Annotated in this window: 16 protein-coding genes and 1 pseudogene; 5 read left to right on the top strand and 12 right to left on the bottom strand. The window is 70.5% G+C overall.

Going from position 1 to position 22,736, the window contains the following annotated elements; genetic code table 11:
- Genes JW613_RS13360 through cydC form a run of 3 tightly spaced genes read left to right on the top strand, consistent with a single transcriptional unit; the run spans position 1 to position 4,699 of the window.
- Entirely contained in the window at positions 1-1,086 is a 1,086-nt protein-coding gene (locus tag JW613_RS13360; RefSeq protein WP_209211022.1) for a cytochrome d ubiquinol oxidase subunit II, read from the top strand.
- Between the two features lie 59 nt (positions 1,087-1,145).
- The gene (gene cydD / locus JW613_RS13355) at positions 1,146-2,834 is read left to right on the top strand and encodes a thiol reductant ABC exporter subunit CydD (RefSeq protein WP_209211021.1); all 1,689 of its coding nucleotides are present in this window, start codon (positions 1,146-1,148) and stop codon (positions 2,832-2,834) included.
- Positions 2,831-4,699, top strand: coding sequence for a thiol reductant ABC exporter subunit CydC (cydC, locus tag JW613_RS13350; RefSeq protein WP_209211020.1), 1,869 nt, complete (start codon positions 2,831-2,833; stop codon positions 4,697-4,699). The genes cydD and cydC overlap by 4 nt, the downstream gene beginning before the upstream one ends.
- A 618-nt stretch (positions 4,700-5,317) precedes the next feature.
- Here the strand turns inward: cydC and JW613_RS36575 are convergent.
- Entirely contained in the window at positions 5,318-5,974 is a 657-nt protein-coding gene (locus JW613_RS36575; RefSeq protein ID WP_209211019.1) for a TetR/AcrR family transcriptional regulator, read from the bottom strand.
- Between the two features lie 295 nt (positions 5,975-6,269).
- Here JW613_RS36575 and JW613_RS13340 point away from each other — a divergent pair, with 295 nt between their 5' ends.
- Entirely contained in the window at positions 6,270-7,667 is a 1,398-nt protein-coding gene (locus JW613_RS13340; protein ID WP_307865880.1) for a serine hydrolase domain-containing protein, read from the top strand.
- A 42-nt stretch (positions 7,668-7,709) separates the two neighbouring features.
- On the opposite strand, the gene JW613_RS13335 is transcribed toward JW613_RS13340, so the two are convergent.
- From JW613_RS13335 to JW613_RS13305, 7 genes and pseudogenes are all read right to left on the bottom strand, one after another.
- Positions 7,710-7,940 carry a hypothetical protein gene (locus tag JW613_RS13335; protein WP_209211018.1) on the bottom strand — a complete coding sequence of 77 codons (231 nt, stop codon included), beginning with the start codon at positions 7,938-7,940 and terminating at the stop codon, positions 7,710-7,712.
- Positions 7,941-8,054: 114 nt separating this feature from the next.
- Positions 8,055-9,206, bottom strand: a complete 1,152-nt coding sequence (locus tag JW613_RS13330; RefSeq protein WP_209211017.1) for an MFS transporter — start codon at positions 9,204-9,206, stop codon at positions 8,055-8,057.
- Positions 9,207-9,467: 261 nt separating this feature from the next.
- Positions 9,468-10,463, bottom strand: coding sequence for a haloacid dehalogenase-like hydrolase (locus JW613_RS13325; RefSeq protein ID WP_209211016.1), 996 nt, complete (start codon positions 10,461-10,463; stop codon positions 9,468-9,470).
- On the bottom strand, positions 10,441-11,154 hold the full coding sequence (locus JW613_RS13320; protein ID WP_209211015.1) for an AAA family ATPase: 714 nt from the start codon (positions 11,152-11,154) through the stop codon (positions 10,441-10,443). The genes JW613_RS13325 and JW613_RS13320 overlap by 23 nt, the downstream gene beginning before the upstream one ends.
- Positions 11,155-11,171: 17 nt before the next feature.
- A complete protein-coding gene (locus tag JW613_RS13315; RefSeq protein WP_209211014.1) occupies positions 11,172-11,888 on the bottom strand; it encodes an AvrD family protein in 717 nt (238 codons plus the stop codon).
- Positions 11,889-12,458: 570 nt separating this feature from the next.
- The gene (locus JW613_RS13310; RefSeq protein ID WP_245225570.1) at positions 12,459-13,832 is read right to left on the bottom strand and encodes an MFS transporter; all 1,374 of its coding nucleotides are present in this window, start codon (positions 13,830-13,832) and stop codon (positions 12,459-12,461) included.
- Between the two features lie 351 nt (positions 13,833-14,183).
- Positions 14,184-14,849: pseudogene (locus tag JW613_RS13305) on the bottom strand (sigma factor-like helix-turn-helix DNA-binding protein); the annotation flags it as partial.
- 162 nt (positions 14,850-15,011) lie between these two features.
- Here JW613_RS13305 and JW613_RS13300 point away from each other — a divergent pair.
- Positions 15,012-15,386, top strand: coding sequence for a DoxX family protein (locus JW613_RS13300; RefSeq protein ID WP_209211013.1), 375 nt, complete (start codon positions 15,012-15,014; stop codon positions 15,384-15,386).
- A gap of 29 nt (positions 15,387-15,415) precedes the next feature.
- Here JW613_RS13300 and JW613_RS13295 read toward each other — a convergent pair whose 3' ends face one another.
- From JW613_RS13295 to JW613_RS13280, 4 genes are all read right to left on the bottom strand, one after another.
- On the bottom strand, positions 15,416-15,976 hold the full coding sequence (locus tag JW613_RS13295) for a DUF4865 family protein (RefSeq protein WP_209211012.1): 561 nt from the start codon (positions 15,974-15,976) through the stop codon (positions 15,416-15,418).
- The gene (locus JW613_RS13290) at positions 15,976-16,374 is read right to left on the bottom strand and encodes a (R)-mandelonitrile lyase (protein WP_209211011.1); all 399 of its coding nucleotides are present in this window, start codon (positions 16,372-16,374) and stop codon (positions 15,976-15,978) included. The genes JW613_RS13295 and JW613_RS13290 overlap by 1 nt, the downstream gene beginning before the upstream one ends.
- Positions 16,371-16,934 carry a TetR/AcrR family transcriptional regulator gene (locus JW613_RS13285; protein WP_209211010.1) on the bottom strand — a complete coding sequence of 188 codons (564 nt, stop codon included), beginning with the start codon at positions 16,932-16,934 and terminating at the stop codon, positions 16,371-16,373. Before JW613_RS13285 ends, JW613_RS13290 begins: the two co-directional genes overlap by 4 nt.
- Positions 16,935-17,187: 253 nt before the next feature.
- Positions 17,188-22,644: a type I polyketide synthase gene (locus JW613_RS13280; protein WP_209211009.1), complete on the bottom strand. Its 5,457-nt coding sequence runs from the start codon at positions 22,642-22,644 to the stop codon at positions 17,188-17,190.
- Between the last annotated feature and the right edge of the window lie 92 nt (positions 22,645-22,736).

Raw genomic sequence — 22,736 nt, 5'->3', positions numbered from 1 at the left:
ATGAGTCTCCAGACCGCCTGGCTGGCCCTTCTGGGCCTGATGCTCGCCGGGTACTTCGTGCTCGGCGGATACGACTACGGCGCGCAGATGCTGCACCCCTTCCTCGGGGACCGGCACGACCGCAATCCACCACAGGGCCACGAGCCGCAGGGCGGTGGCCCACCGGAGGGCGAGGACGTACGGCCGGGGAGGGCCGCGGACCGCAACGCCGCACTCGACGCCATCGCGCCGTTCTTCCTCGGCAACGAGGTGTGGCTGGTCGCCTTCGCGGGCGTGATGTTCGGCGCTTTCCCGCATCTGGAAGGCTCCCTGCTGTCCGGCCTCTACCCGCTGTTCGTGGCGATCCTCACCGGTCTGGTGCTGGGCAACGCGGCCGTGCAGCTGCGCCGCCGCAGCCGGGGCGCCCGCGCCCGCCGGGTATGGGGCGCCTTGATCGCGTTCGGCGGCGCGCTGCCCGCCCTGTGCTGGGGGCTCGTCGTGGGTCTGCTGCTGCACGGTGTGCCCCGCCGGGCGGACGGCAGCTTCCACATCGGGCCGGGGGATGTGTTCACACCGTTCGTGATGGCCTGCGGCCTCACCACCACCCTGCTGTTCGCAGGACACGGCGCGGGCTTCGTCGCGCTGCGGGCCCGGCCCGCGACGGCGGCCAGGGCGGGAGAGCTGGGCGCGAGGCTGCTGCGTGCGGCCTCGGCCGCGGCGCTGCTCGCGCTGCTTCTCACGCTCTTGGGCGCGGGCGCCTCGATGACCAACCGGGAGGCGGCGGCGATCGTCGCCACCGCCGTGGCCGCCTCGCTCGGTGCCGCCTGGTGGTCCTTCACAACAGGACATCTCGTGCGAGCGTTCGTGGCCACCTGCTGTGCGACCGCGCTGCCCGTGCTGCTGCTGGGGGCGGGCCACTATCCGTACCTGCTGGCCAGCTCTGCGGGACAGGGCCTCGACATCGAACACGCCGTCACGGACGAGGCCACGCTGAAGATCCTCAGCGTGTTCGGCGTCCTGGTGGTGCCCATGATCCTCGCCTACCAGGCGTGGAACTGGTGGGCGTTCCGCGGACGCACGGGACGCCGCCACCCCAGCTACTTCTGAACGTCCGCGAACTACCCGGCTGTTACTGAACGCCTGCGAATCACCTCAAGGACACTGGGATGAAGCCCGCCGAACGACGCCTGCTGCAAGAACTGCCCACGCTCCGCCGCCATATGGCCTCCTCCGGGGTGCTGGCACTGCTCGGCGCCGTGCTCGTCGTCGCCCAGGCGAGCCTGCTGGCGGCGCTACTGGCGGACGGCTTCGACGGCCATCTTGCGCCCGGCACGGCACTGGCCGCGCTGGGCGGAGTGCTGGCCTTGCGCGCGGCGCTGGCCTGGGCCCGCGGGATGCTGGCGCAGCGCGCCGCCGCCGATGCCAAGCGCGCGCTGCGTGAGCGGATCACCGGCAGGCTGCGCGACACGGGCCCGCTGAAGCTGGCGAGCCGTCCGCGCGGTGAGACGGCGACACTGCTCACCCGCGGCCTGGACGCCCTGGACCCGTACGTCACCGGTTATCTGCCGACGATGACGGCCGCTGTGGTGGTACCCGCGACCATCGTCGCCTGGCTGCTGGGAACCGACTGGTCCTCGGCCCTGGTCATCATGCTGACGCTGCCGCTGATCCCGGTCTTCGGCGCGCTGGTCGGCATGCACACCGCCCAGCGCACCGCACGGCAGTGGACCCTGCTCTCCCGCCTGGGCGGCCACTTCACGGACGTGATCGCCGGGCTGCCGACGCTGCGCGCCTTCGGCCGCGCGGAGCACCAGACGCGGGTGGTCCGCGAGATGGCCGACGCCCACCGCCGCGCCACGATGCGCACCCTGCGCGTGGCGTTCCTCTCCTCCTTCGTCCTGGAAACGGTCGCCACCCTTTCCGTGGCCCTGGTGGCTGTGCCGGTCGGGCTGCGCCTGCTCGGCGGCCACACGGACCTGCACACGGCACTGACCGTGCTGTTCCTCGCCCCCGAGGCGTATCTGCCGCTGCGCGCGGCGGGCGCCGCCTTCCACGACGGCGCGGAGGGCGTCACAGTGGCCGAGAAGGTCTTCGCCCTGCTGGACGAGGCACCCCCCGCGCTCCGCGCCGCCGACCGCCGCACACCGCCCGACGCCCGCACGGCGCCGCTGCGCCTGGCGCAGGTCACCGTCCGCCACCCGGGGCGCGCCGCCCCCGCCGTGGACCGCTTCAGCCTCGACGTGCGCCCCGGCGAGCACATCGCCTTGACCGGTCCCAGTGGCGCGGGCAAGTCCACGCTGCTCGCCCTGCTCCTCGGCTTCGTCACCCCCGAGTCGGGCCGGGTCACCGTCGGCGGCACCGACCTGGCCCTCCTCGACCCCGACGCCTGGCGCGCCCAGGTGGCGTGGGTGCCGCAGCACCCCCATCTGTTCGCCGCGTCCGTCGCCGACAACATCCGCCTCGGCCGGCCCGCCGCAAGTGACACCGAGGTGCGCCGCGCCGCCCGCGCCGCCTTCGCCGACGGCTTCATCGACGCACTGCCCCAGGGCTACGACACCCGGCTCGGCGAGCGGGGCACGGGGCTCTCCGCGGGCCAGCGCCAACGCCTCGCCCTGGCCCGCGCCTTCTGCAAGGACGCTCCTGTGCTGCTCCTGGACGAGCCGACCGCCCACCTCGACGCCGACAGCGAGGCCGCCGTCACCCGCGCCACGGTCCGCCTGATGCACGGCCGTACCGCGATCGTGGTCGCCCACCGCACCAGCCTGCTGCCGCACGCAGACCGCGTCATCACGATCGCGGCCGGTCGGCCGGCCCCGCAGCAACCGGCACCGGCCGAGGGACCGGTGAGGTCATGACCGCCACCCCCACGCCCCGTCCGGCACCCGCATCCGCCCCGCCGCCGCGTCGCGGCGATGCCCTCGCTCCGCGTGCCGGTGATGCTGGCGCTCCTGCTCCCGGCGACGTCGCCCCGGCGGCTCCCGGCGATGCCGGTGTTCCGCACCCCGGCGATGCCCGTACCCAGTACGCCGCCGGTGCCCGTACGCAACACCCCACGGCTCGCCTCCTTGGGCACCTGCTGCCGCACTGGCGCAGGTTGTTGCCCGCCGCGCTCGCCGCGGCCGGCAGCGAATTGGCCTCAGCCGCGCTGATGGCCACTGCGGCCTGGCTGATCACCCGGGCCGCGCAACAGCCCCCCATCACTGCGGTGAGCCTCGCGATCGTCGCCGTACGCGCCCTGGCCCTCGGACGCGGAGCACTGCGCTACAGCGACCGGCTGCTGGGCCACGACGGCGTACTGCGGGCCGTCGCCCACTTCCGCGCCCGGGTGTACGAGGCATTGGTGCCGCTGGCCCCGGCGGGCAGCCCGGCCTTCCGCAGCGGCGATCTGCTCACCCGCCTCCTCGACGACGTCGACGCCGTCCAGGACCTGCTGCTGCGTGTCTTGTTCCCCCTCGCGTCCGCCGCCGCGGTCGCCGCCGCCACCACCGGTGTCACCGCGGCCCTGCTGCCGCAGGCGGGCCTGCTGCAAGGAACGCTGCTCGTGGTGGCCGGCCTGCTCGTGCCCTTTCTGGTGCTCACCGTCTCCCGCCAGGCGGGCCACGCCCACAAAGCGGCCCGGGCCGAACTCGCCGACCTGACCCTCGACCTGACCCAGGGCGCGGCGGACCTCGCCGCCTACGGTGCCGGCCACGCCGCCGCCACGCGGGCCCACCACGCCGCCGGCCGGATCGCCGTGCTGGAACGGCGCGGCGCCCTGACCACTTCGCTGGCCGGAGCCGCGGTGCTGCTGCTGCAGGGTGCGGCCACCCTCGGCGTCACCTGGCTCGCGCTGCGGGCCCACGCCGCGGGCACCCTGCCCGCCGTACACATCACCGTCCTCGCGGTACTGGCGCTGGTGTCCTTCGAGACCCTCACGGCACTGCCGGCCGCCGCCCGCCGGTACGCCGACATCCGGGCCCGCGCCGGGCGGCTGGCCTGCCTCTTCGACACGCCCCCGCCGGTCACCGAGCCGGCCGCGCCCGCCCAACTGCCCGCCGACGGACAGCTGGGCGTCGACATCACCGGCCTGCGGGTGCGCCACCACCCCGGCGTCCCGCCGGTGCTGGACGGGGTGACGCTGCGCCTGCTGCCCGGCCGCCGCACCGTCCTGCTCGGCGCCAGCGGTTCCGGCAAGTCGACGCTGATCGCGGCGCTGATGCGGTTCGTCGACTACGAGGCCGGCAGCGTGCGGGTCGCCGGACGCGAACTGCGCGAGGCCGCGGGCACCGACGTCCGTCGGGTGATCACCGGTATGACCCAGGACGCCCACGTCTTCCACACCACCATCCGCGCCAACCTCCTCCTCGCCCGCCCCGACGCCCGCGACACCGACCTGTGCGAGGCCGCCCGCAGGGCCCGGCTGCTGGAGTGGATCGAGTCGCTGCCCGACGGCTGGGAGACCGTCCTGGGCGAGGACGGCGCCGCGATGTCCGGCGGTCAGCGCCGTCGGCTGCTGCTGGCCCGCGCGCTGCTGGCCGACCCGCCCGTCCTCGTCCTGGACGAACCCACCGAGGGACTCGACCCGCACACCGCCTCCGCCGTGCTCTCCGACCTCCTCGACGCCACCCGGGGCCGCACCACCTTGCTGGTCACCCACGAGCAAGCGGGCCTGTCCGCCGCTGACCGGATCGTGACACTCGACGACGGCCGCATCCGCCCCGCCGACCCCCCACTTGCCTGACAGCCGACGGCACCTTCGCCGACCCCTGCTGCGGTGGCATCCGGACACGCGGCCGGGCCTCCGGCCCGTCCTGACCGGCGAGCAACCGCATGGAGCAGGTGTAGCAGGTGTTGCAGGTGCCCCTGTCCGGCTCGGGCCGCTGTCGTAGCCCCAGGCGCTTGTACCTCTCCCAGCCGGACGCCCACAGAACGTCCATCCGTACGCGCAGCTTCAGCGTGTGCAACTGCCCACCGAACCCCTCCGCATCGAGCCCGGCCCGCTGAACGAGCGCCGGGATGTCCGCGCCCTGCAGCTGCACAACCTCATAGGACGGCGCGCCGAAACACCGACGCGCAGACCACGCAGGACGCGGTGCGGAGGCTCCTACCCGGATGCTCCAGCGGACGGTCGGAGAAGCTGACCTCTTCCGCGGGCGCGCCTACCAGGGCCTGGGCCGCGGGTTCGATCGCAGCGGTCAGACGCTCGAGGCAAGGCCCCAGGGGCGGCTCGTCCCCGCACCCCGTAAGCCCCAGAGCCGTGGCCAACATCAGCTCAGCGGCGCGTCATCGGTGTCGAGGTCGTCGGACACCTTGCCACCATCAGGGCCCTCGGCCATCGCCGTACGCAAACGCGCAGCCGCTACGGGCGGTCCTTCCGGGAGTCGTACTGCCGGCATTGCCCGGTGAACGTGGCGCCGAGTTCGGCATCGAGGATCGAGGAGGTGAGTTCCTTCGCGGGAATGCCCTGCACGCCATCCGGGTCCCGGTACACCTGGAGCGCCAGCCCGTCCGTGACCGCGGCGAGACGCACGGCCGCAGGCCATGGGTCCAGGTCGGGTTCGACTTCGCCACACTCCTTGCCGTTGCGCACCGCCCGGGCGATATCCGCGCGCAGCGCCCTGGCAGTCTCGATGTCGACCTCAGCGAGCGCAGGAACATCCAGGGCGCGCCCGGCGAAGGCACGCATCACGCGGAACTCGGTGCGCCGGGTCGCGTCGAGCGGAAGCAGTTCGGCCATCCCCGCTGCGAGCACCCTGGCGATGGGCCGACGGTGCTCGATGCCCGCCTGGATGCGTTTGTCGATCCGGTGCCGGACGTGGGTGCTGACGTGGTGGAAGGCGTGCAACAGCATCTCGTCCTTGGTGCGGAAGTAGTGCTGTACCAAGCCCACTGAGATGCCCGCCGTCGCAGCCGTGCGGGCGACGGTCACCGCGTCGAAGCCGTTGTTGGAGATGAGTTCGCACACCGCCACGGCGATCTGACGTCTGCGTTCTTCATGATCCGCTGTCCTCGGCACTTGATAACCGTATCAGGGTACGGTAAAAACCGTATGGCTATACGGTATAGCCGTACGGTTATCGCGAGGAGCACCCGTGCCCATGCCCACCCCCTTCTCCAGAGCCCTCTTCCACCTCAGACCCACCCCTCCACCCCCCTCCGGCCCCAAGCCCCTGCACCTGCGCACCACCGCCATCAGCACCACCGTGTTGCTACTCGCATCGCTGACCGCCACCCCACAAACAGCCTCAGCACAACCAGCCCATGCCGACCGGCCAGCTGCACACGCCACATACGACAAACTCGACAACTTCGTGCGCACCCGCATGATGGCCACCGACACCCCGGGACTCTCCTACGCCGTCGTGGGGCCCGACGGACCGCTCCACCAACGGTCATGGGGCACCGACGGAAACGGCCGACGCGTCACCGCAAAGACCCCGTTCCTATGGGGCTCGGTCGCCAAACCCGCCACAGCCACCGCCGTCATGACACTCGCCCAATCCGGCCGACTCCGCCTCGACGACCGGGTCATCGACCACCTCCCAAGCTTCCGCTTCGGCGGCACAAAACACGCCTCACAGGTCACCGTCCAACACTTGCTGAACCAGACCGCTGGACTCCCGGAGACGAAAACCTCCAAGATCACCGACTGCCTCGACACCCACTGCCCCGATCCAGCGCAACGCATAGCCGACCTCAAAGGCATCAAGCCACTCGGCCCACCCGGCGCGCGCTACCAGTACGCCAGCGCCAACTACCTCGTCCTGACCGCACTCGTCGAAGCAGTCACCAAACGCCCCTACGCCCAATACCTACGGCGTGCCGTACTCCAACCGGCCGGCATGAAAAGCGCGATCACCGACGCCGTCTCGGCCCGCGAGCGCGCACTGCCTCCCGGACACCAACTCCTGTGGGGCATCCCCTCCGCGATCGCGGACGGCATCGACAACGACGGCGCCGGCTACGGATATCTCGGCGGCGATCTGCACGATCTGGCGGCCTTCGCCTCGTTCCAACTCCGCGCCGGCAAGACCGCCGACGGCAAGGCCGTCCTGACCCCCGAGTCCGTACGCCTCATGCGCGAAGAGGGCAGACTGCGGCCGAGCGGAAAGGGCACGGGATACGGCCTCGGCTGGCGCATCGGCGGACTGGACGCGCCCCTCGACAAAGCCATCTGGCACACGGGCGCCACACCCGGCTACTCGGCGATGCTGTTCCTCCTACCCGAACAGAACACCGCCCTCGTCGTCCAACAGAACCTGCACGGACTCCTCCACGACCCGGCAGTCATGGAGGTCGGCTTCGGAGCCACCAGAATCCTCGCCGGCAGCGAACCAGCCGAAGCCGCCACGGCGCTCCCTTACCACACCGCCGTGTGGACCACCACAGGCTCGGCCCTGCTACTGCTCGCAGCCACGATCCGCTCCCTCGCCCTGCTGCGGCGACAGCGCGTGTACTCATCCCGGACACGCCTCGCCGTCATGACCACGGCCTGGTGTACGGCCGGCGCGTTGCCGGGCGTCGCACTGTTGGCCCTGGCCCGCTCGATGAGCGCCCGCCAACTCCTGAACTGGGTGCCCGACTCCTTCCTCGCCCTGTGCGCCGCAGCCGCTGCCGGCGCCCTGACAGTTTTCGTGCGGCTCGCTCTCGCACTACGGGACATCGTGCGGGGACGAGCGGAACGGGGCCCGGACACGACTGCTGAATGACAGCCAGGCACTGGCTGGACGCCCGTCAACCGGCGGCCACCGTCAGGAGTGACACAGCTCAAAAGCCAGCAGGAAGAATGCGCTCGATGCGGCACTGCCTGACAGGTAATCACCAACGCCCCGGAACGGTTTCCCGTCCCTGCAGAGGTGCCCGATGTTCTCCCTCAACGCGTCGAGCAGTGTTGTCCTGGGCGTGACGACGATGGCGTGCTCGTCGCCGTTGACCCGAAGGGTGATGCCGTGCTGGTTGCGCTGGGCGCTGGAGTGCGTCACCACGTATCCCTCGTGCGTCGGCTGCTGGGTGGGGCCAACGCTAGAAGCGGGACAGCCACAGGACATCGGGGTTTTCCCTCAAGACCCGTCGGCGCCGGGCCGGTGCCGAGGGCGTCAGGCGGTGCCGGTGACGGGCGCGGCCGAACCGCGGGGCAGCGCCCAGCGGGCGTGGACCAGCGCCCCGATCAGCCCGACGACGGCACCGGCGGGTGCGATCCAGGAGAAACCCGCCGAGGAGAGCAGGGCTCCGCCTGCCGCGGCACCGGCCGAGGTGCCCAGGTACATGAAGCAGCTGTTCCACGCCATCACCGAGCCGGTGTGCCGGGGAAAGGTCCCGACGAGTCGGGACTGGTAGGCGGGCAGGCACGGGTAGGCGGCCAGCGCGAAGAGACCGAGGACCACGAGGAGCACCCAGTCCGGGGCGTGGAAGGCCAGATCGAGGAGGAGTTCCAGCGCGGAGAGCAGCACCAGGCTGCTGATGACGACCTTGGAGGTGCCGAACCTGTCGGCCAGTCGTCCGCCGCTGAGGCTGCCGACCACCGCGCCGACGCCGTACAGGACGAGCGCGGTGGCGACCCACCCGGTGGACAGCTCCGCGACCTCGCTGAGTCCGGTGCCGATGTAGGTGTAGAGGCTGTAGACGGCGAACGCCCACAGACCGGTGACGGAGACCGCCCGTACCTTCTCGAGAAGACTGGGACCGGCCGGCTGCAAGGTTCCGTCGGCGGCGGCCGGCGGAACGGAGCCGGCTCCCTTGGGCCAGGCAAAGCCGTTGAGCGCGCCCAGCAGGGCTGCCAGAACGCCCAGTCCGACGAACGTCTCGCGCCAACTGAACAGGGATGCCACCGCTGTCCCGGTCGGTGCCCCGGTGGCGAGAGAGACGAGGAAGCCGGCTGTGGCCACGGCCATCCAGGAGCCGCGCCGTTCGGCGGGTGCGGTCTGGCCGACCAGCGCCTGTACCGACGGAGTGACGGCGGAGGCTGCGAGACCGGCCAGCACGCGGGCGGCCAAGAGCACGGCGAAGTCGGGGGAGAGCCCGGTCAGGGCGTTGGCGAAGCCGAAGACGACGAGCCCGGTGATGAGTACGGCGCGGCGGCCCAGCCGGTCGGCGAGGGATCCGGCCAGCGGTGCGCCCGCCATGTAGGCCAGTGAGAAGACCGTGACGGAGTTGCCGGCCGTGGCGGCGGAGACCCCGTATTCCCGCGAGATGTCCGGCAGCAGCGGAGAGATGACGAACAGGTCGGTGCCGATGATGAGGAGCGTCACGAAGGCGACGGCAAGACTTGTCCGTCCTCCTGAGGGCGGCCAGTTCGCGGGCGTCGTCCCCGGTGCCGGAACCGACCTCGAGCACCCGCTTTCCGGACAGTTCACCCAGCGAAGCGGCCAACTCGCCCCGCATCCGGCGGTACTCGGGAAGTCCGTTGGCCAAGTCCATGAACTCGATGAACCACGCCGACCGGTCGGCGGAGTCCACCGTGGTGAACCGCCCGACATCCTGGTGCTGTGAGGGCGAATCCGTTGCCGTTGTCATCTGCGACCTCCTAAACGTTGTTCCGCGGACGGTGGGGAAGGGAAGTTGGCCGACTCGGAGTCCGGCGACGGCGCCAGCGGGACGGGCAGCCGCGCAACCGTCCGATGAGTGGGGGCACGAGAGGGTCGCAGCGGGCTGAGCGGCAACCCGGAGACGGGCGCCGGAGCCTCCGGCTGGGGGCGGGCGTCCGGCCGCAGCCCGTGATAGGCCAGCACCGCCCTCACTCGCCTGTGCTCCCCGACGCTGGGCACCAGGCCGAGCTTGTTGTAGAGGCTGCGGACGTGGGCCTCCACGGTCTTGCCGCTCAAACAGAGCGCTTGGCTGATGCCGGTGTTGGAGCGTCCCTCGGCCAGCAGCCGCAGCACCTCCATTTCCCTGTCGCTCAGCCCGCCGAGCCCCTCGCGGCGGCGTACCGAGCCGCTCGGCCAGCACGGCCATCCCTCGCGCCGCGCCTGCCGGACCAGCCCCGGCTCGGCTCCCACGACGCGAGGACGACCCACGCTGCGCAGAAACGGCAGATTGGGGAGTCGGCCCGAGTATGCATGACAGCGCGCCAGGTCCAGCCCGTGGGTGTGCGCGGTGCGCCGCACGGCGTCCGCCTTGTGGCGCCCCGTCAGCGTGGCTGCGAGGCCTCCGGTGTAGCGGTTGGCGCGGACCTCGGGCAGGGAACCGAGAGCCAGATCGGCGCCCACGTACTCGGCGAGCGGGGTGAGCCAGGTGATGGCCGCCGAGGAGACGAGCACGATGAGCGCACCCTGCCGGGCGTGCCCACGTAGTGCCGTCAGGACGCGGCCGTCGAACAGGCCGCCCCCGTTGCGGTGCTGCCGGAACCAGTCGCGGACGTGCCGCAAGGCCATCTCCGTCTCCCAGCCGGCGAATCCGCGGTCGGCGTAGCCGGACTGCTCCGCGCTCGACAACAGCGTGCTCTCCACGTCGAAGAACGCTGCCGTCCGGCCGCCCGGCGCGGTCTCAGGCCGCATGTGCCCGGTCACGTGCTGTCTCCAGATGCTTGTCGATCCGTGCGTACTCCTTGTGAGCCCGTGCGATGGCATCCTCGGTGCTCGTGACCGTCGGGAAGCTGAACAGTTCCGCGATCCTGATCAGCCGCTCTTCGAGGCTGCCGCCGACGATGTGGTAGGGAATCTTCAACTCGTCCAGCGTGCGCAGCAGCATCTCGTCGCACGCCGCCCGGAAGCCCTCGTGCATGGGGCGGTGCCCGTCCGCCGACAGCGGCAGCTCGTTGGCCAGGTGCACATACGCGTCGAAGGATTCCTTGACGTGTTGACGGAAGGCGCGGCCGAACTGCTCCACCACCGCCTCGAAGAACAGCATCTCCGCGGAGAGCGCCGAGTGGGGCACCTGCGCCAGCTCCCGAGTGGTGTTCGGGTCCATGCCGTACTTGACGCGCATCGCGCCGTAAGCCCACTCCTGGAGGGAGGAGCCGTCGGAGAGGAACCCGTCCGGGTGCCGGGCCTCCTCCACCGCGCGCCCCACATGGCGGCGCATCGCCAGTTGCAGGTACTCGGCAGGGGTGCACTCGGCCAGCGACTTTCCCGGCACGGCGTGGGGCAGGATCTCCCGGATGGTCCGGGCCAGGGTGCGGGGTATGCCGGTGTAGTGCGAGAGGGCCATGACGGTCAGGGTCTTGCCGGCCGAGTAGGTGCCGGACACTGCCAGTTTCATAGGGGTGTCTCCTCGGTTCAGGCGACCCGTGCCGCGGCGGCCGCGGGAAGTTCGTGGGCGAGCGAGCAACGGAGCGAGACCCCGGCGAACTCGCCGGCGATCTCGACGTTGCGCCAGGTGCCGCCGTGCAGCGGCAGCAGATGTTTGCCGGTGACCCTGGTGTGCACCGGGAAGGAGCGGGCCGCCGTGGTGCAGGCCGCCGGCGGGGAGGGTTCCGGGGCGGCGTCGAGGACGGTACGCAGCATCCACAGCGTGTTGCTCTCGGACCGGGCCACGCCGTCCAGCTCGTACATGAGCACCTGTGCCAACTGGAGGTTGGTGACGAAGCAGTCGATCAGCGAGGGGACCGGTCGGCGCGACCCGTCGATGCCCGCGCAGTCCACAGGAGCCCCCGGCTCGCGCCAGGAGGTGACCTCGGCGTCGGCACGCAATCGGGCGAGGTCCACCCGCACGTGGCCCAGCCGGTGCTCGTCATGGGTGAAACCGCGAGCGTAGTACCGCTCCTGGGGCGGCCCGAGCAGCGTGTCGAGGGAGGAGTGGGTGTCAAGCGAGCCCGGCCCGCGCTGAATATGACGCTGGAAGAAGCCGCCGACGCCTTGAACGCGATCACCGGTGGTGCGACGGACGCGAGCCTGATGAGCGCGTGGGAGTCCGGCCGGCGCCGTACGGGCAAGCGGAACCGGGCTGGCCTGTGCCACCTGTACGCCGAACGCCCGGAAGTGCTGCTCGTCCATCAGGACGGTGCGGCCACCAGCGTGCTGGAGAGGAACGGTATGGCCGTGGTCGTGAAAGTGCTCGCTGGGCCACAGCTGTCTCGATCGCCGCCAGATACGCCTTTACACCTTCTCGCACGACCGACTGCCCCGAGGGGTTCGATTGCGGTGTCCTACTCGGTCGCGAAGGTGCGGCGGGCTTGGTGCAGCGTGGCCGGGAGGCGTGCGCGTCCGCGCGGCCGGTGGAGACTATCGAGGCCGTCCGCGCGCTGCCCGTACGGCACAACTGGCGTGGTGCGGAGCAGTATCGGTCAGCTCAGGGCAGACGAAGCTGCGGTCGGTGGATACGCCGATTTCGCCGACCTCGCCCGCGACGGACTGCGCGGTCTGCTGCCGGGGAGGACCACACCGGACGGAAGTGCGCGGGCCGCGGCGAACATGTGTTGGTCGAATTCACCGAAGCGGGGCGGTGAGTCAACCACCCGTTCGAACCGCCCGTTCAGCGAGTGAGACTGTCCGTTCGGCCGGTGGGCCGGCCTCCGGCCTCGGAGTCGCGGACTGCTCAGGCGGGCGCCTGTGGCGCTGAGCGGCTCACGGCGCGATGTCTTGGACTGGCGCGGGGGCGATGCCGGCGCAGGTGTTGTCCGTTGAGGTGGCCGGCTGCTGGATGGGTGCTGCCCTGCGCCGTGGACCGTCGAGTGCGGCAAGAGCCGCCAGGGCTGCCAGGGCGAGGAGGGCGCCGATGACGGCATACGTGTGGGAGGCGGTCGCGAGTCCGTACAGCTGGGTGGCGCCGCCCGCGGCGACGGCGGGCAGGCTCATCGAGAGGTAGCTGAGGATGTAGTAGGCGGCCAGGGTCGTGGCGCGGTCGGCCTCGTCGAGCGAGGCGAGGATCATCCGCAGCGCCCCCTGGGAGACGGCGCCGAAGGCCATGCCGGCGAGGGCCGCGCCGCCGTAGACGGCGGGCAGTCCGGCACCGTGCAGGCCGGCGATGGTCAGCGCGGTGGCGGGCAGCACGGTCACGCAGCCGCCGATCGCCGCGGTGGAGGGCGCCGTATGCCGCAGCGTCCACACGGTGAGCGCGGCGCTGGCGCTGAGAGCGAAGAAGACCATGCCATGAGCCGCCTGCGGCGCCTCGGGCGCCACCAGGCGTACCAGGGCGGGTCCGAGAGAGGAGTAGAAGCCGCCCAGCGCCCAGATGGCGACGACCCCGGTGCCGACGGCCAGCAGGGCGGGGCGGGCCGTGGCCGGGACGCGGAGCCGTGGACGCAGCGACCGCAGCGCCCCCGTACGGCGGGGGGCCGTCTCCTCGGTGAACGTGACCGCGAGCGCCTGGGTGATGAACAGGGCGGCCAGCAGTACGTACACGGTGACGGTGGGGGCGGGGGCGAAGGTGACGAGGAGGGTGGCGACGAGGACGCCGGTTGCCATTCCTGCGACCGGGGCGATGCTGTTGGTCAGTGCCGACCGGCCTGGGCGACGAGGGTCCGCCAGGTCGAGGAGCACCGCACCCGCGGCACTGGTGGCTACGCCTGTGGCCACCCCTTGCAGGACCCGGGCGGCTATCAGGGGGGCAGCACCGTCCGCCGATGCAAGGACGACCATGGCGGCGGCCTCGACGAGCAGGGCACCCACCAGCACCGGGCGCCGCCCCAGATGGTCGGAGAGCGCTGCGGTGGTGAGCAGGGCGAGCAGCAGAGAAAGGGCGTAGGCGCTGAAGATCACCGTGACGACGAGCGCGGAGATGCCCCATCGGTCCTGGTAGAGGGGGTACAGCGGCGTCGGGGCGCTGGACGCGGCCAGGAGCGCCGTCAGGATCGACGTATCGAGCGCGAAGGCAGCCCCGCGACTTCTCGCACGGCTTCCCGCTCCCGCCTCGTCCTCCGCACGGGGCGTGGCGGACATGGGGGAGCGGCGCGCGGGTGGTTCGGGTAGCGCGGGCGGATCGGACAGGACGCTGGGCATGGGACCCTCCCGAGTGCAAACGCAATTACTTAGCTTTAAGCACCGTAGGGTCTACTCGCAGCTAAAGCAAATTTTTGGCTTTTGTGGCTTGGGGTTGCCGGTCCGAGCGGAAAGAGGGCGGGCGTCCGGGAGTCCACGCACCGACCCGGCGGCGATCGACCTGGCGCTCGCCGAGACGATGCGCCGCGATCCGGCCCTGCAGTTGGTGCTCCGGCAGACGCGCGAAGAGGTCGACCTGCCCTCCGGGAGGGCGCCTGCGGGCGTCACTGTCGCCTGCAGAGCAGCAGTTGTTCGCTGCTGCCGAACGCGTCTTGCTCCGTGACGGGCCGAACATGTGCCCCCGGCGCCGCCGGCCATGCCGCCGCCGTCGTTGATTGCCGCGACGTCGGCCGCCAGGAAAGTCTCGAGCGCCTCGACTTCGCCGTCGTGGAGCGCAGCGAAGAACCGGTCAGCGAGCTCGGACCGCTTGCGGCGGTCGGCCTCGAAGCGCGGACGCCCGGCCTCGACGTGCCGATGAGCCCGGGACAGGAGCTGACGACACGCGCTCCGCTCTCGGACCGGCCCACGATCGTAGCGATCCGGGTGTAGCTGAAGCCGAAGACAGCGTGCAACATGAACACAGCCCGCTCCAACGGACTGAACCGTTCGAGCAGCACCAGCACGGCCATTGACACCGAGCCGGCAAGCTCTGCTGCCTGCACCGGATCAATGGCCGGGGCCGCGCCCCACGATGGGCTGTCGCGGGTATCGGTCGGGAGAGTTCGGGGAACCGCGGCCCCACATACGCCTCCCGGCGCGCTCGCGCCGAGTGAAGCACATCGATGGAAAGGCGTGTGCCGAAGGTGCTCGGGTACGCCCGCAGCGAGTCCGGCTCGACCGTCGTTGTTGCGTAGCGCAACCAGGTCTCCTGAACCGCGTCCTCCGCCTCGGCGACGCTTCCGAGGATCTGGTAGCCACCGCGAAGAGGGTCGGGCGCAACTCCTCGAACTCGGCCAACCGCTCCTTGGCGCGTGCGATCTGTCGTGCCACCGCTGCGTCCCCTTCGTCTCACGACACCGTTCGACATGTGACGACGCAGCGCTTCGAGCTGCGAGATGGCGGTCCGCAGCCTATGCGATGTCACACCGGCGGGGGCCATCTCGTCCCTTCGAAAGCGCCATCGCAAGCAGGAGCAGAACCATGAACGTCGCACTCTGGATCGTCGCCGGCATCTTCGCCATCGGCTTCATTGCCGGCGGCATCGTCAAGCTGGTCTCGCCGTACGGGAAGTACGCCGCGAAGGCGCACTGGCCAGAGGACTTCACTCCCGGCAACGTGAAGTTCATGGGGACCGTCGAGCTTCTCGGCGGACTCGGCCTGCTCCTACCCGGACTGCTGAACATCGCGCCAGTTCTCGTGCCGGTGGCCGCCTCGGGGATGGCCCTGTACATGGCCGGTGCCGTCACCGAGCGAATCCGGCGAGCCGAGTACAAGGAAATCCTCGGCGACCTGCTCTTCCTCGCCGGGATGATCTTCGTGGCTTGGGGGCGCTTCGGACCATTCCCGTTCGACTGACCTGGCGCGGATCGGTGGAGTATTTCGGCTCAGCCCCGGGGTCCCGGTGAGACGTGCAAAACTCTGTAGCTGATGGCCTCATGGTCCGCCGTCGGCTGATCGGCGTTGAGTTCGGCCAGCAGCAGAGTCCAGGATGTGACGTCGACTGCGGCCACTTTGCGTATGGTCGACGGGCCGACCGAGGCAAGGAAGTCCTCGGTGAGGTCTTCGATCACATCGACGGGGGCGGCGCCTGCAGGCAGTGGCTGAGTTGTGATCGACATCGAGCGGGCCTGGTCAAGACTGCGGTGCCCTTCAGCGAGGTTGATAAGGGTCCAGTCCTGGATCGGCCGTCGGCCGAAGTCGCGCACGATCGTGGAGTAGCCGGGCTCACCCCAGCAGAACGCCCTCATCCCGTCGATGTCGTTCCAGACGTAGAACGGGGCGTACTCGTTGACCGCAGCCCCGTTCGACCTCTCGCGGATCAGATAGGCCTTGAAATTCAGGCCCGAGAAACCGTCAAGGAGATGACCGGTCCGGGCGACGCGATCACGAATGATCCGCATGTCGTAGTCGGCGGGCAGCGGGACGGAGTATTGCATGGCATACATCAAGGGGCCCCTTTCGAAGGCGTTGGTCGGTTGTCGTTGTAGGCGGCGTCCGAGACGGGCCCGCTCCAGATCACGGTGCTGCCGTCGGCCGCTGCTTCCTGCATGGCGATATGTGTCATCGGTCCCGCTGGTGCGGCTCCGTGCCAGTGCCGGGCAGCGGGCGGAATCCACAGGGAGTCTCCGGCGTCGATCTCCGCGACAGGATGCCCTTCGAGCTGGATGCGAGCGGCCCCAGAAGTCACGAGGAGCAGTTGCCCGTGAGGATGCGAGTGCCAGTGCGTACGTGCCTCCGGGGCGAACGTGACCTCGTAGGCCACCAACCTGGAATCGTCGTCCGCGATGCGCAGCACCTTTGCATTGACATGGCCGGTGAACGTGGCTTGTTCCGGAAGACTCACGCTGCAACCCGTTCCAGTGTGCTGACAGCACCGTCCACCGCTGCACCGAATTGCGAGGGATTGCCGTGAGCCCTCGCGAGAGGGCAGCCGCCCCGGACGACCGTGGCGGCGTTACAAGCCAGAGTTGTCGGATCGATGTCGTCGCGCAGTTCACCGTTCTCGATGCTTCGACGAGCAGCATCGGCGACGGCTTCCAGCAGCCAGTTCCGCGTCGTCGTCACAGGTGCCATCAACGCCGGCGAAGCAAGCGCGCCGACGAAGCAGGTCATCTGCCGTATCCGGCAACCATGATGACCGTCCCGCCGGCGACGCAGGTAACCTTCCAGCTTTTCCAACGCGGTCCCTGGGCCGGAGAACGAAGCCTCAGCATCGTGCCGCATTGCCCGTGCGGCCACCTCAAGTACCGCGACGGACAAGTCTTCCTTGCTGTGGAAGTGGTGGTACATGCTGCCCTGCCCGGCCGAGGCTGCCGCCTGAATGTCCTTCGGGCTGGTCCGCGCATGGCCACGCTCCCACAGCAATTTCTGAGCTGCGGTGATCAAGCGCTTTCGAGTCTCCATGCCGAGATTGTACATACTAGTAGGTACAGACATCCATCGAGGTGCCCGACGCCGGCACGCCGTGGGGCACACGCGCGGCGCTGTGACAGCCGCTGTCCGGTGCGCCTGGTCGTCTTCACGACGCCGTACGGGTCGTGGGACGCCGTCTTGGAGCCAGGCGATCTCCAGGGCCGGCTGCTCAGGGTTTCGGCGCAGCTGGACCGTGCAGGTGCGGGCAGAGGTTCCGACTTGGTGGAGCAGGTCGTGCCGGGAGCTACGTACCGCTCCGGGCGCCGGCGTCGGTCCTGTCGGCTGTCTCGGCCCTGTTCTCGGATGTGGTGTCGGCCTGCTGGGCGAGCCGTTCGGCGAGGAAGTCTGCGATGGCGGTCGCGGTCGGCTGGTTCCACAGCAGGGTCGGTGGCAGGGGAATCCCTGTGAGCTGCTGGAGCCGCCTGCGCAGCGACACGGTCATGATGGAGTCCACGCCCATCTCGCTGAGGGGGCGGTGGGGGTCGATGCCCGCGTCCGGAGTGCCCAGGACAGCGGCCAGCGCGGAGCTGATGTGGTCAAGCAAGACTGCGGGCAGCTCCTGCGCACACATCTGCCCCCACTGCTCTTGCGAGCCGGACCCGCCGTTCGCCTCCTCCCCCTCGGGGGCGGGGGCCTGTACTTCCCGCAGGACGGCGGGCCGGTCCTTCATGGTGGAACCGGGCAGCAGGCGTAGCACCGCCATGTGCGGTGCGGCGTTGCCCGAGGCCATGTTCCAGGCGGCGAGGGCGTCCTCGGGTGTGATGTCCGCGGTTCCGCGTGCCTCGAGTTCGGCGTCGATCGCCTCGGAGGATGTGGACATGCCCAGTCCGCGCCAGCTGGTCCACGCCATGCTGGCCGTGTCATTCGCTCCGGCTGCCCTGCGGTGGTGGGCGAGCGCGTCGAGAAAGGCGTTGGCTGCGGCGTAGAGGGTCTGGCCGGGCAGGTTCAGCAGCTGTCCGGCGGAGGAGAAGAGGACGAAGAAGTCGAGGGAACCGGGCGGGAAGAGCTCGTGCAGCACAAGGCCCCCGAGCACCTTCGGCCGGGTGACCGCCCGCAGGGACTCCTCGTCGCAGTCGCGCAGCCAGCGGTTGTCGGTCACGCCCGCGGCGTGGACGATTCCGCGTACGGGCGGCATCTGGAGCCGGTGCGGGGCGAGTTGCGCCGAGAGCTCTTTGCGGTCGGTGACGTCGGCGGCAAGTATCCGCACTGTCACACCGGTTGCTTCCAGGTCCCGGATGGACTCCACGGCCTGGACGTCGCTGTCCTTGCTGAGGTCGTCCCAGTGCTCGCGGGGCGGTAGTCCGCGGCGGGAGAGCAGCAGCAGGCGGCGTGCCCCGCGCTCGGCGAGCCAGTGGGCGACACGAAGGCCCAGTGCCCCGAGGCCGCCGGTCACCAGATAGGTGCCGTCGGGCGAGCAGGTGATCTCCGGTCCGGTGTCCGTCACCGGCTGTGGGGCGGATCGGGTGTCCGGTTCTGCTCCCTCCGCTGACGCGGCGTGCGCGGCGCGCAGACGGACGGTCTCCTGGCGTCCCTCGCGGACGCAGACCACTTCTTCGGCGCCGGGGTGCTGCAGCAGGGGCAGGATCGCGGTGAGATCGGTGTTCTCGGGCGTCGTCGGCAAGTCGATGACGCCGCCCCACAGTTCGGGGTGTTCGGTTGAGCAGACGCGTCCGATTCCCCACAGCGGTGCCTGTGTCAATGCCGGTCGCCGTGCCGCCTCGCGTACGCCGAAGGTCAGGCACCAGATGCGGGTACTCGCGCCGCTGTCCCGGTCTGCCAGTTGCTGAACGGTTTCGATGAGGTCGAGTGCGGCGCGGTCGGGAGCGTCGGCGTCCTCGCCGGGATCGGCCGGCGGAGACAGCAGAAGGAGGGCGTCGGGCAGTGCCGCGCTGTCGGGCAGTCCAGGGTCGCCGGTGGTGAGGGCGATTTCCTTCTGCGCGCAGACCGAGCCCAGGCGTTCGAGGAGGTCCTGGGTGCCGGGGGTCTTGGGGGCGGCGACGTGGAGGGAGGAGATCGTCTGCGGCGGGCCGGACGGGGTGGGGCAGGGACTCCAGCACACCTCGTGCAGCAGCCGCGCCGGGGTCACGGAGCGACCGGAGGCTTCCAGCGGGCGGTAGGTGAGTCCGGACAGCCGGGCACGGCTGCGTTCCCGGCCGTCCTGGGCGTCGTGCGAGGGGGTGCTGTCCACACCGTGGCCGTCCAGGGTGACCTCGACCATCCCGGAGCCGTCGGGGCCGGGAGGCTGGAGAAGGTGTGCCCGGATCGTGGCACGAGCGGGCGGCGGCCCGCACACCTTGGCCTCCTCGATGCGGGCGGGCATGCGCAGAACCGGTTCTCCGGGGAAGAGGACCGAGGCTGTGGACAGCGCGGCGTCCAGCACGGATGCCCAGCTGGGAGTGGGCAGTGACGCCTCCGGGTCCGCGGTGACCTCGGCGGTCAGGATGCCGTCTCCGCGCCGCAGTTCCTCGATGCGCCAGGGGAAGCCCATCTCCGCCACCTGGAGTTCGGCCAGACGGGAGCTGACGTGGTCCGGTGGAAGCACTTCGTGTGCGGACGCGTCCGCCGACACCTCGGGGCAACCCTCCGGGTCTTTCTGCTTCGGTGAACGCGTCTCCCCGTGCCCTGTGGCGTGCTTGGTGACGGCGCTGGCGTGTGTCACCCAGCCGCTGGGCGCGCTGCCGTCCTCCTCAAGGAGGCGGGTGCTGAGGCTGAGGGTGGTGTCCTGGTGCACCACCTGAACCTCGCGGTCCCCGCCGGTCGGCACCGGTGTGTGCAGGACCATGTTGCGCAGTAGCGGCCACGTGGGGCGCTCCAGGGCGGCGGCGCCCGCGGAGAGGAAGGTGACCAGTAGCACCGCGGCCGGTACGATCTCGGTCCCCTGCACCGGGTGGCGGCCGGGAAAGGGGCGGGAGTCCTCATTCAGCCGAGTGCGCCACAACAGCGTGCGGGTGGTTCCGCGTACGCAGGTGCGGTCGCCGAGCAGGGTGTGGGAGTCGGGGTCGTGTCCTGCCCCAGCGGACTCGTGGGGAGCAGGCTCCGCCCACAAGTGCTGGTGCTGCCATGCGGTGGTGGGAAGGTCGCGTGCGGGCCGGCCAGGGTAGAAGGCGCTCCAGTCGACCGCGGCGCCGTGGCAGTGCAGTGCGGCCAAGTTGAGCAGTGCGGTGGAGCGGGCGCTGCGGTCGCGGCGGAGGGTATGGGCGACATACGCGTTCTCGGCGCCCGAGTCCGCCAGCGCCTCGTCGATGGAGTGCGTGACGACCGGGTGGGGGGAGACTTCCAGGAAATGCCGGTGCCCGTCCTCGATGGCAGCCTCGACGGCCTGCTGGAAGCGGACGGGGTTGCGCAGGTTCGCAGCCCAGTACCGGCCATCGCGCCGGGCCGTCGTACGCGGGGTGTCCAAGGCGGTGCTGTAGAGCGGCACGCTGGGCGGTGCGGCCTCGAGGTCGGTGACGCTCGCGGCAAGGCGGGTGCACAACGCTTCCATGTGCGGGCTGTGGAAGGCGACATCGGAGTCGACGCGCCGCACCTGGAGCTGCTCTTCCTGCCATTCCCGGAGCAGGGCGGAAACAGCGGCGGTCGTGCCGGAGATGACGCTGGAGGTCTTCGACGCCGCCACCGCCGCTTCGACGTCCCGCTGCCCCTTCAGACGCCGAGCCACCTCCTCGAACGGCAAGCTCACCATGGCCATCGCGCCCCGGCCGACGACCTGCTCCAGCAGGGCGGAGCGCCGGCACACCAGCCGTGCACCGTCCCGGGCATCGAGGACACCGGCCGCCACAGCTGCGGCGATCTCACCGACCGAGTGCCCGATGACGGCCGCAGGGTGCACCCCCCAACTGCGCCATACAGCCTGCAGCCCCGTCTGCACGGCATAGAGAGCCGCCTGGATGCGAACGGTGTCGTCCGGGACACCGTCGGCGAGCAGCGAGAGCAGCGAATATCCAGCCTCCTTGCGATAGACCGGCTCCAGCTCCTCGATCGTCTGCAAGAAGGGCGGCTCCTCCTCCAGCAGGTCCCTGCCCATGCCCGCCCATTGGGAGCCATGGCCGGAGAAGACCCACACCGGATTCGCGGGCGCCTGTGTCCTCGGCACCCTTCCGGTGACGGCTTTGGGGTGCTCTTCCTCCCTCGCCAGATCCTGCAGCGCCGGTACGGCTTCCGCTGCGTCAGCGACCAGCACGGCCGCCCGCTCGCTGAGATGGCTGCGCCTGCAGGAGAGGGCCGCGCCCAGCGCGGTAACGTCCGCCCCCGGATGCCGCGCCAGGTGCACGGCGAGCTTCTCTGCGTACGCGCGCATCCCGGCGGCGGTGCCGCCGCTGATAAGCAACGGGAACTCGCCGTGGCGGTTGTCCGCCGCGGCTGGAGGGGCGGCTGCGACGGGGTCCCGGTGCGGTCGCGGAGCTTCCTCCAGGACGGTGTGAGCGATTGTCCCGCCGTATCCGTAGCTGGCCACCCCGGCCCGGCGCGGCCGGGGTCCGGCGGGCCATGGGGTGTTCGCTGTGGCGAGGCGCAGGCCGTTCTCCCCCCACGGGATGCGCGGGTCGGGGGCGGTGGACAGCCGCGAGGCGGGGATCAGCTCATGCTGGAGCGCGAGCACCGTCTTGATGATCCCGGCGACGCCCGCTCCCGCCTCCAGGTGCCCGATGTTCGTCTTGGCCGATCCGATGAGGCACGGGGCAGAAGCCGAGCGATGCCGTCCCAGCACGGTGCTCAGCGCGCCCGCTTCCACCGGGTCGCCCGTCGGGGTACCGGTCCCGTGCGCCTCGATGTAGTCCACGTCGCGGGGATCCACACCGGCGGCCTCATAAGCGCGCCGCAGCAGATGCTCCTGGGCCTCCTGGCTGGGGCTCATGATGCCTTTGGTACGTCCGTCCTGATGGACCGCGGAGCCCCGGATGACGGCCAGCACCTCATCACCGTCCTCGACGGCGGCGCTGAGCAGTTTGAGGGCGACGATGCCGCAGCCCTCGCCTCGCCCGTACCCGTCGGCGGATTCGTCGAACGCCTTCGAGCGCCCGTCGGGAGAGGTGGCACCGGCCTTGTCGAGGACCACGGACAGCCCCGGCCCCGCGACCAGCATGACGCCGCCGGCGAGAGCCAGCGGCGTCTCCCCTGCTCGCAGCGCCTGGCACGCCTGATGGATGGCCACCAGCGACGAGGAGCACGCAGTGTCCACGGAAAGGCTCGGGCCGCGCAGGTCCAGAACGTGGGAGACCCGGTTGGCCACCGCGCACGGCGAACTGCCCACGCCCGTCCAGGCTTCGATGCGTGGCAGGTCCTCCAGGAGGCGGCGGCCGTAGTCGTCGGAGCCGACGCCGATGAAGACACCCGTGTCGCTGCCCTCCAGGTCCAGTGGCGGTACGCCGGCGTCTTCCAGCGCCTCCCAGCACACCTCCAGCGCCATGCGCTGCTGGGGGTCCATGAGCCGTGCCTCGCGCGCGGAGATGCCGAAGAAGGCGGCATCGAATCCGGCGATGTCCTCCATGAACGAGCCCCGGCTGGTGGTCCGCCGCAGTACCACGGCGTGATCCGTGCCGCGGTCGTCATACCCTTGCCACCGCTCGGGGGGAATCTCCCGGACCGCCTCACGGCCCTCCCGCAGGAACGCCCAGTACGCCTGGGGAGAGTCGATCCCGGCAGCGAACCGGCAGCCCATGCCGATGATGGCGACAGGTTCCAGCTTCCCGATCAAAGCGTTCATGTGCTGCGTAGCTCCCGTAACAACGGTCCTGTACCGGCACGACGGCACGCTCCGTCAAGCCTCAGGACATTGGATGAAAGACAGAGATGAAA

Origin of the sequence: Streptomyces smyrnaeus (genome assembly GCF_017676345.1) — a bacterium.
In the GTDB taxonomy this organism is placed as follows: Bacteria; Actinomycetota; Actinomycetes; order Streptomycetales; family Streptomycetaceae; genus Streptomyces; species Streptomyces smyrnaeus.
This window is presented reverse-complemented; position numbering and strand designations above follow the sequence as displayed.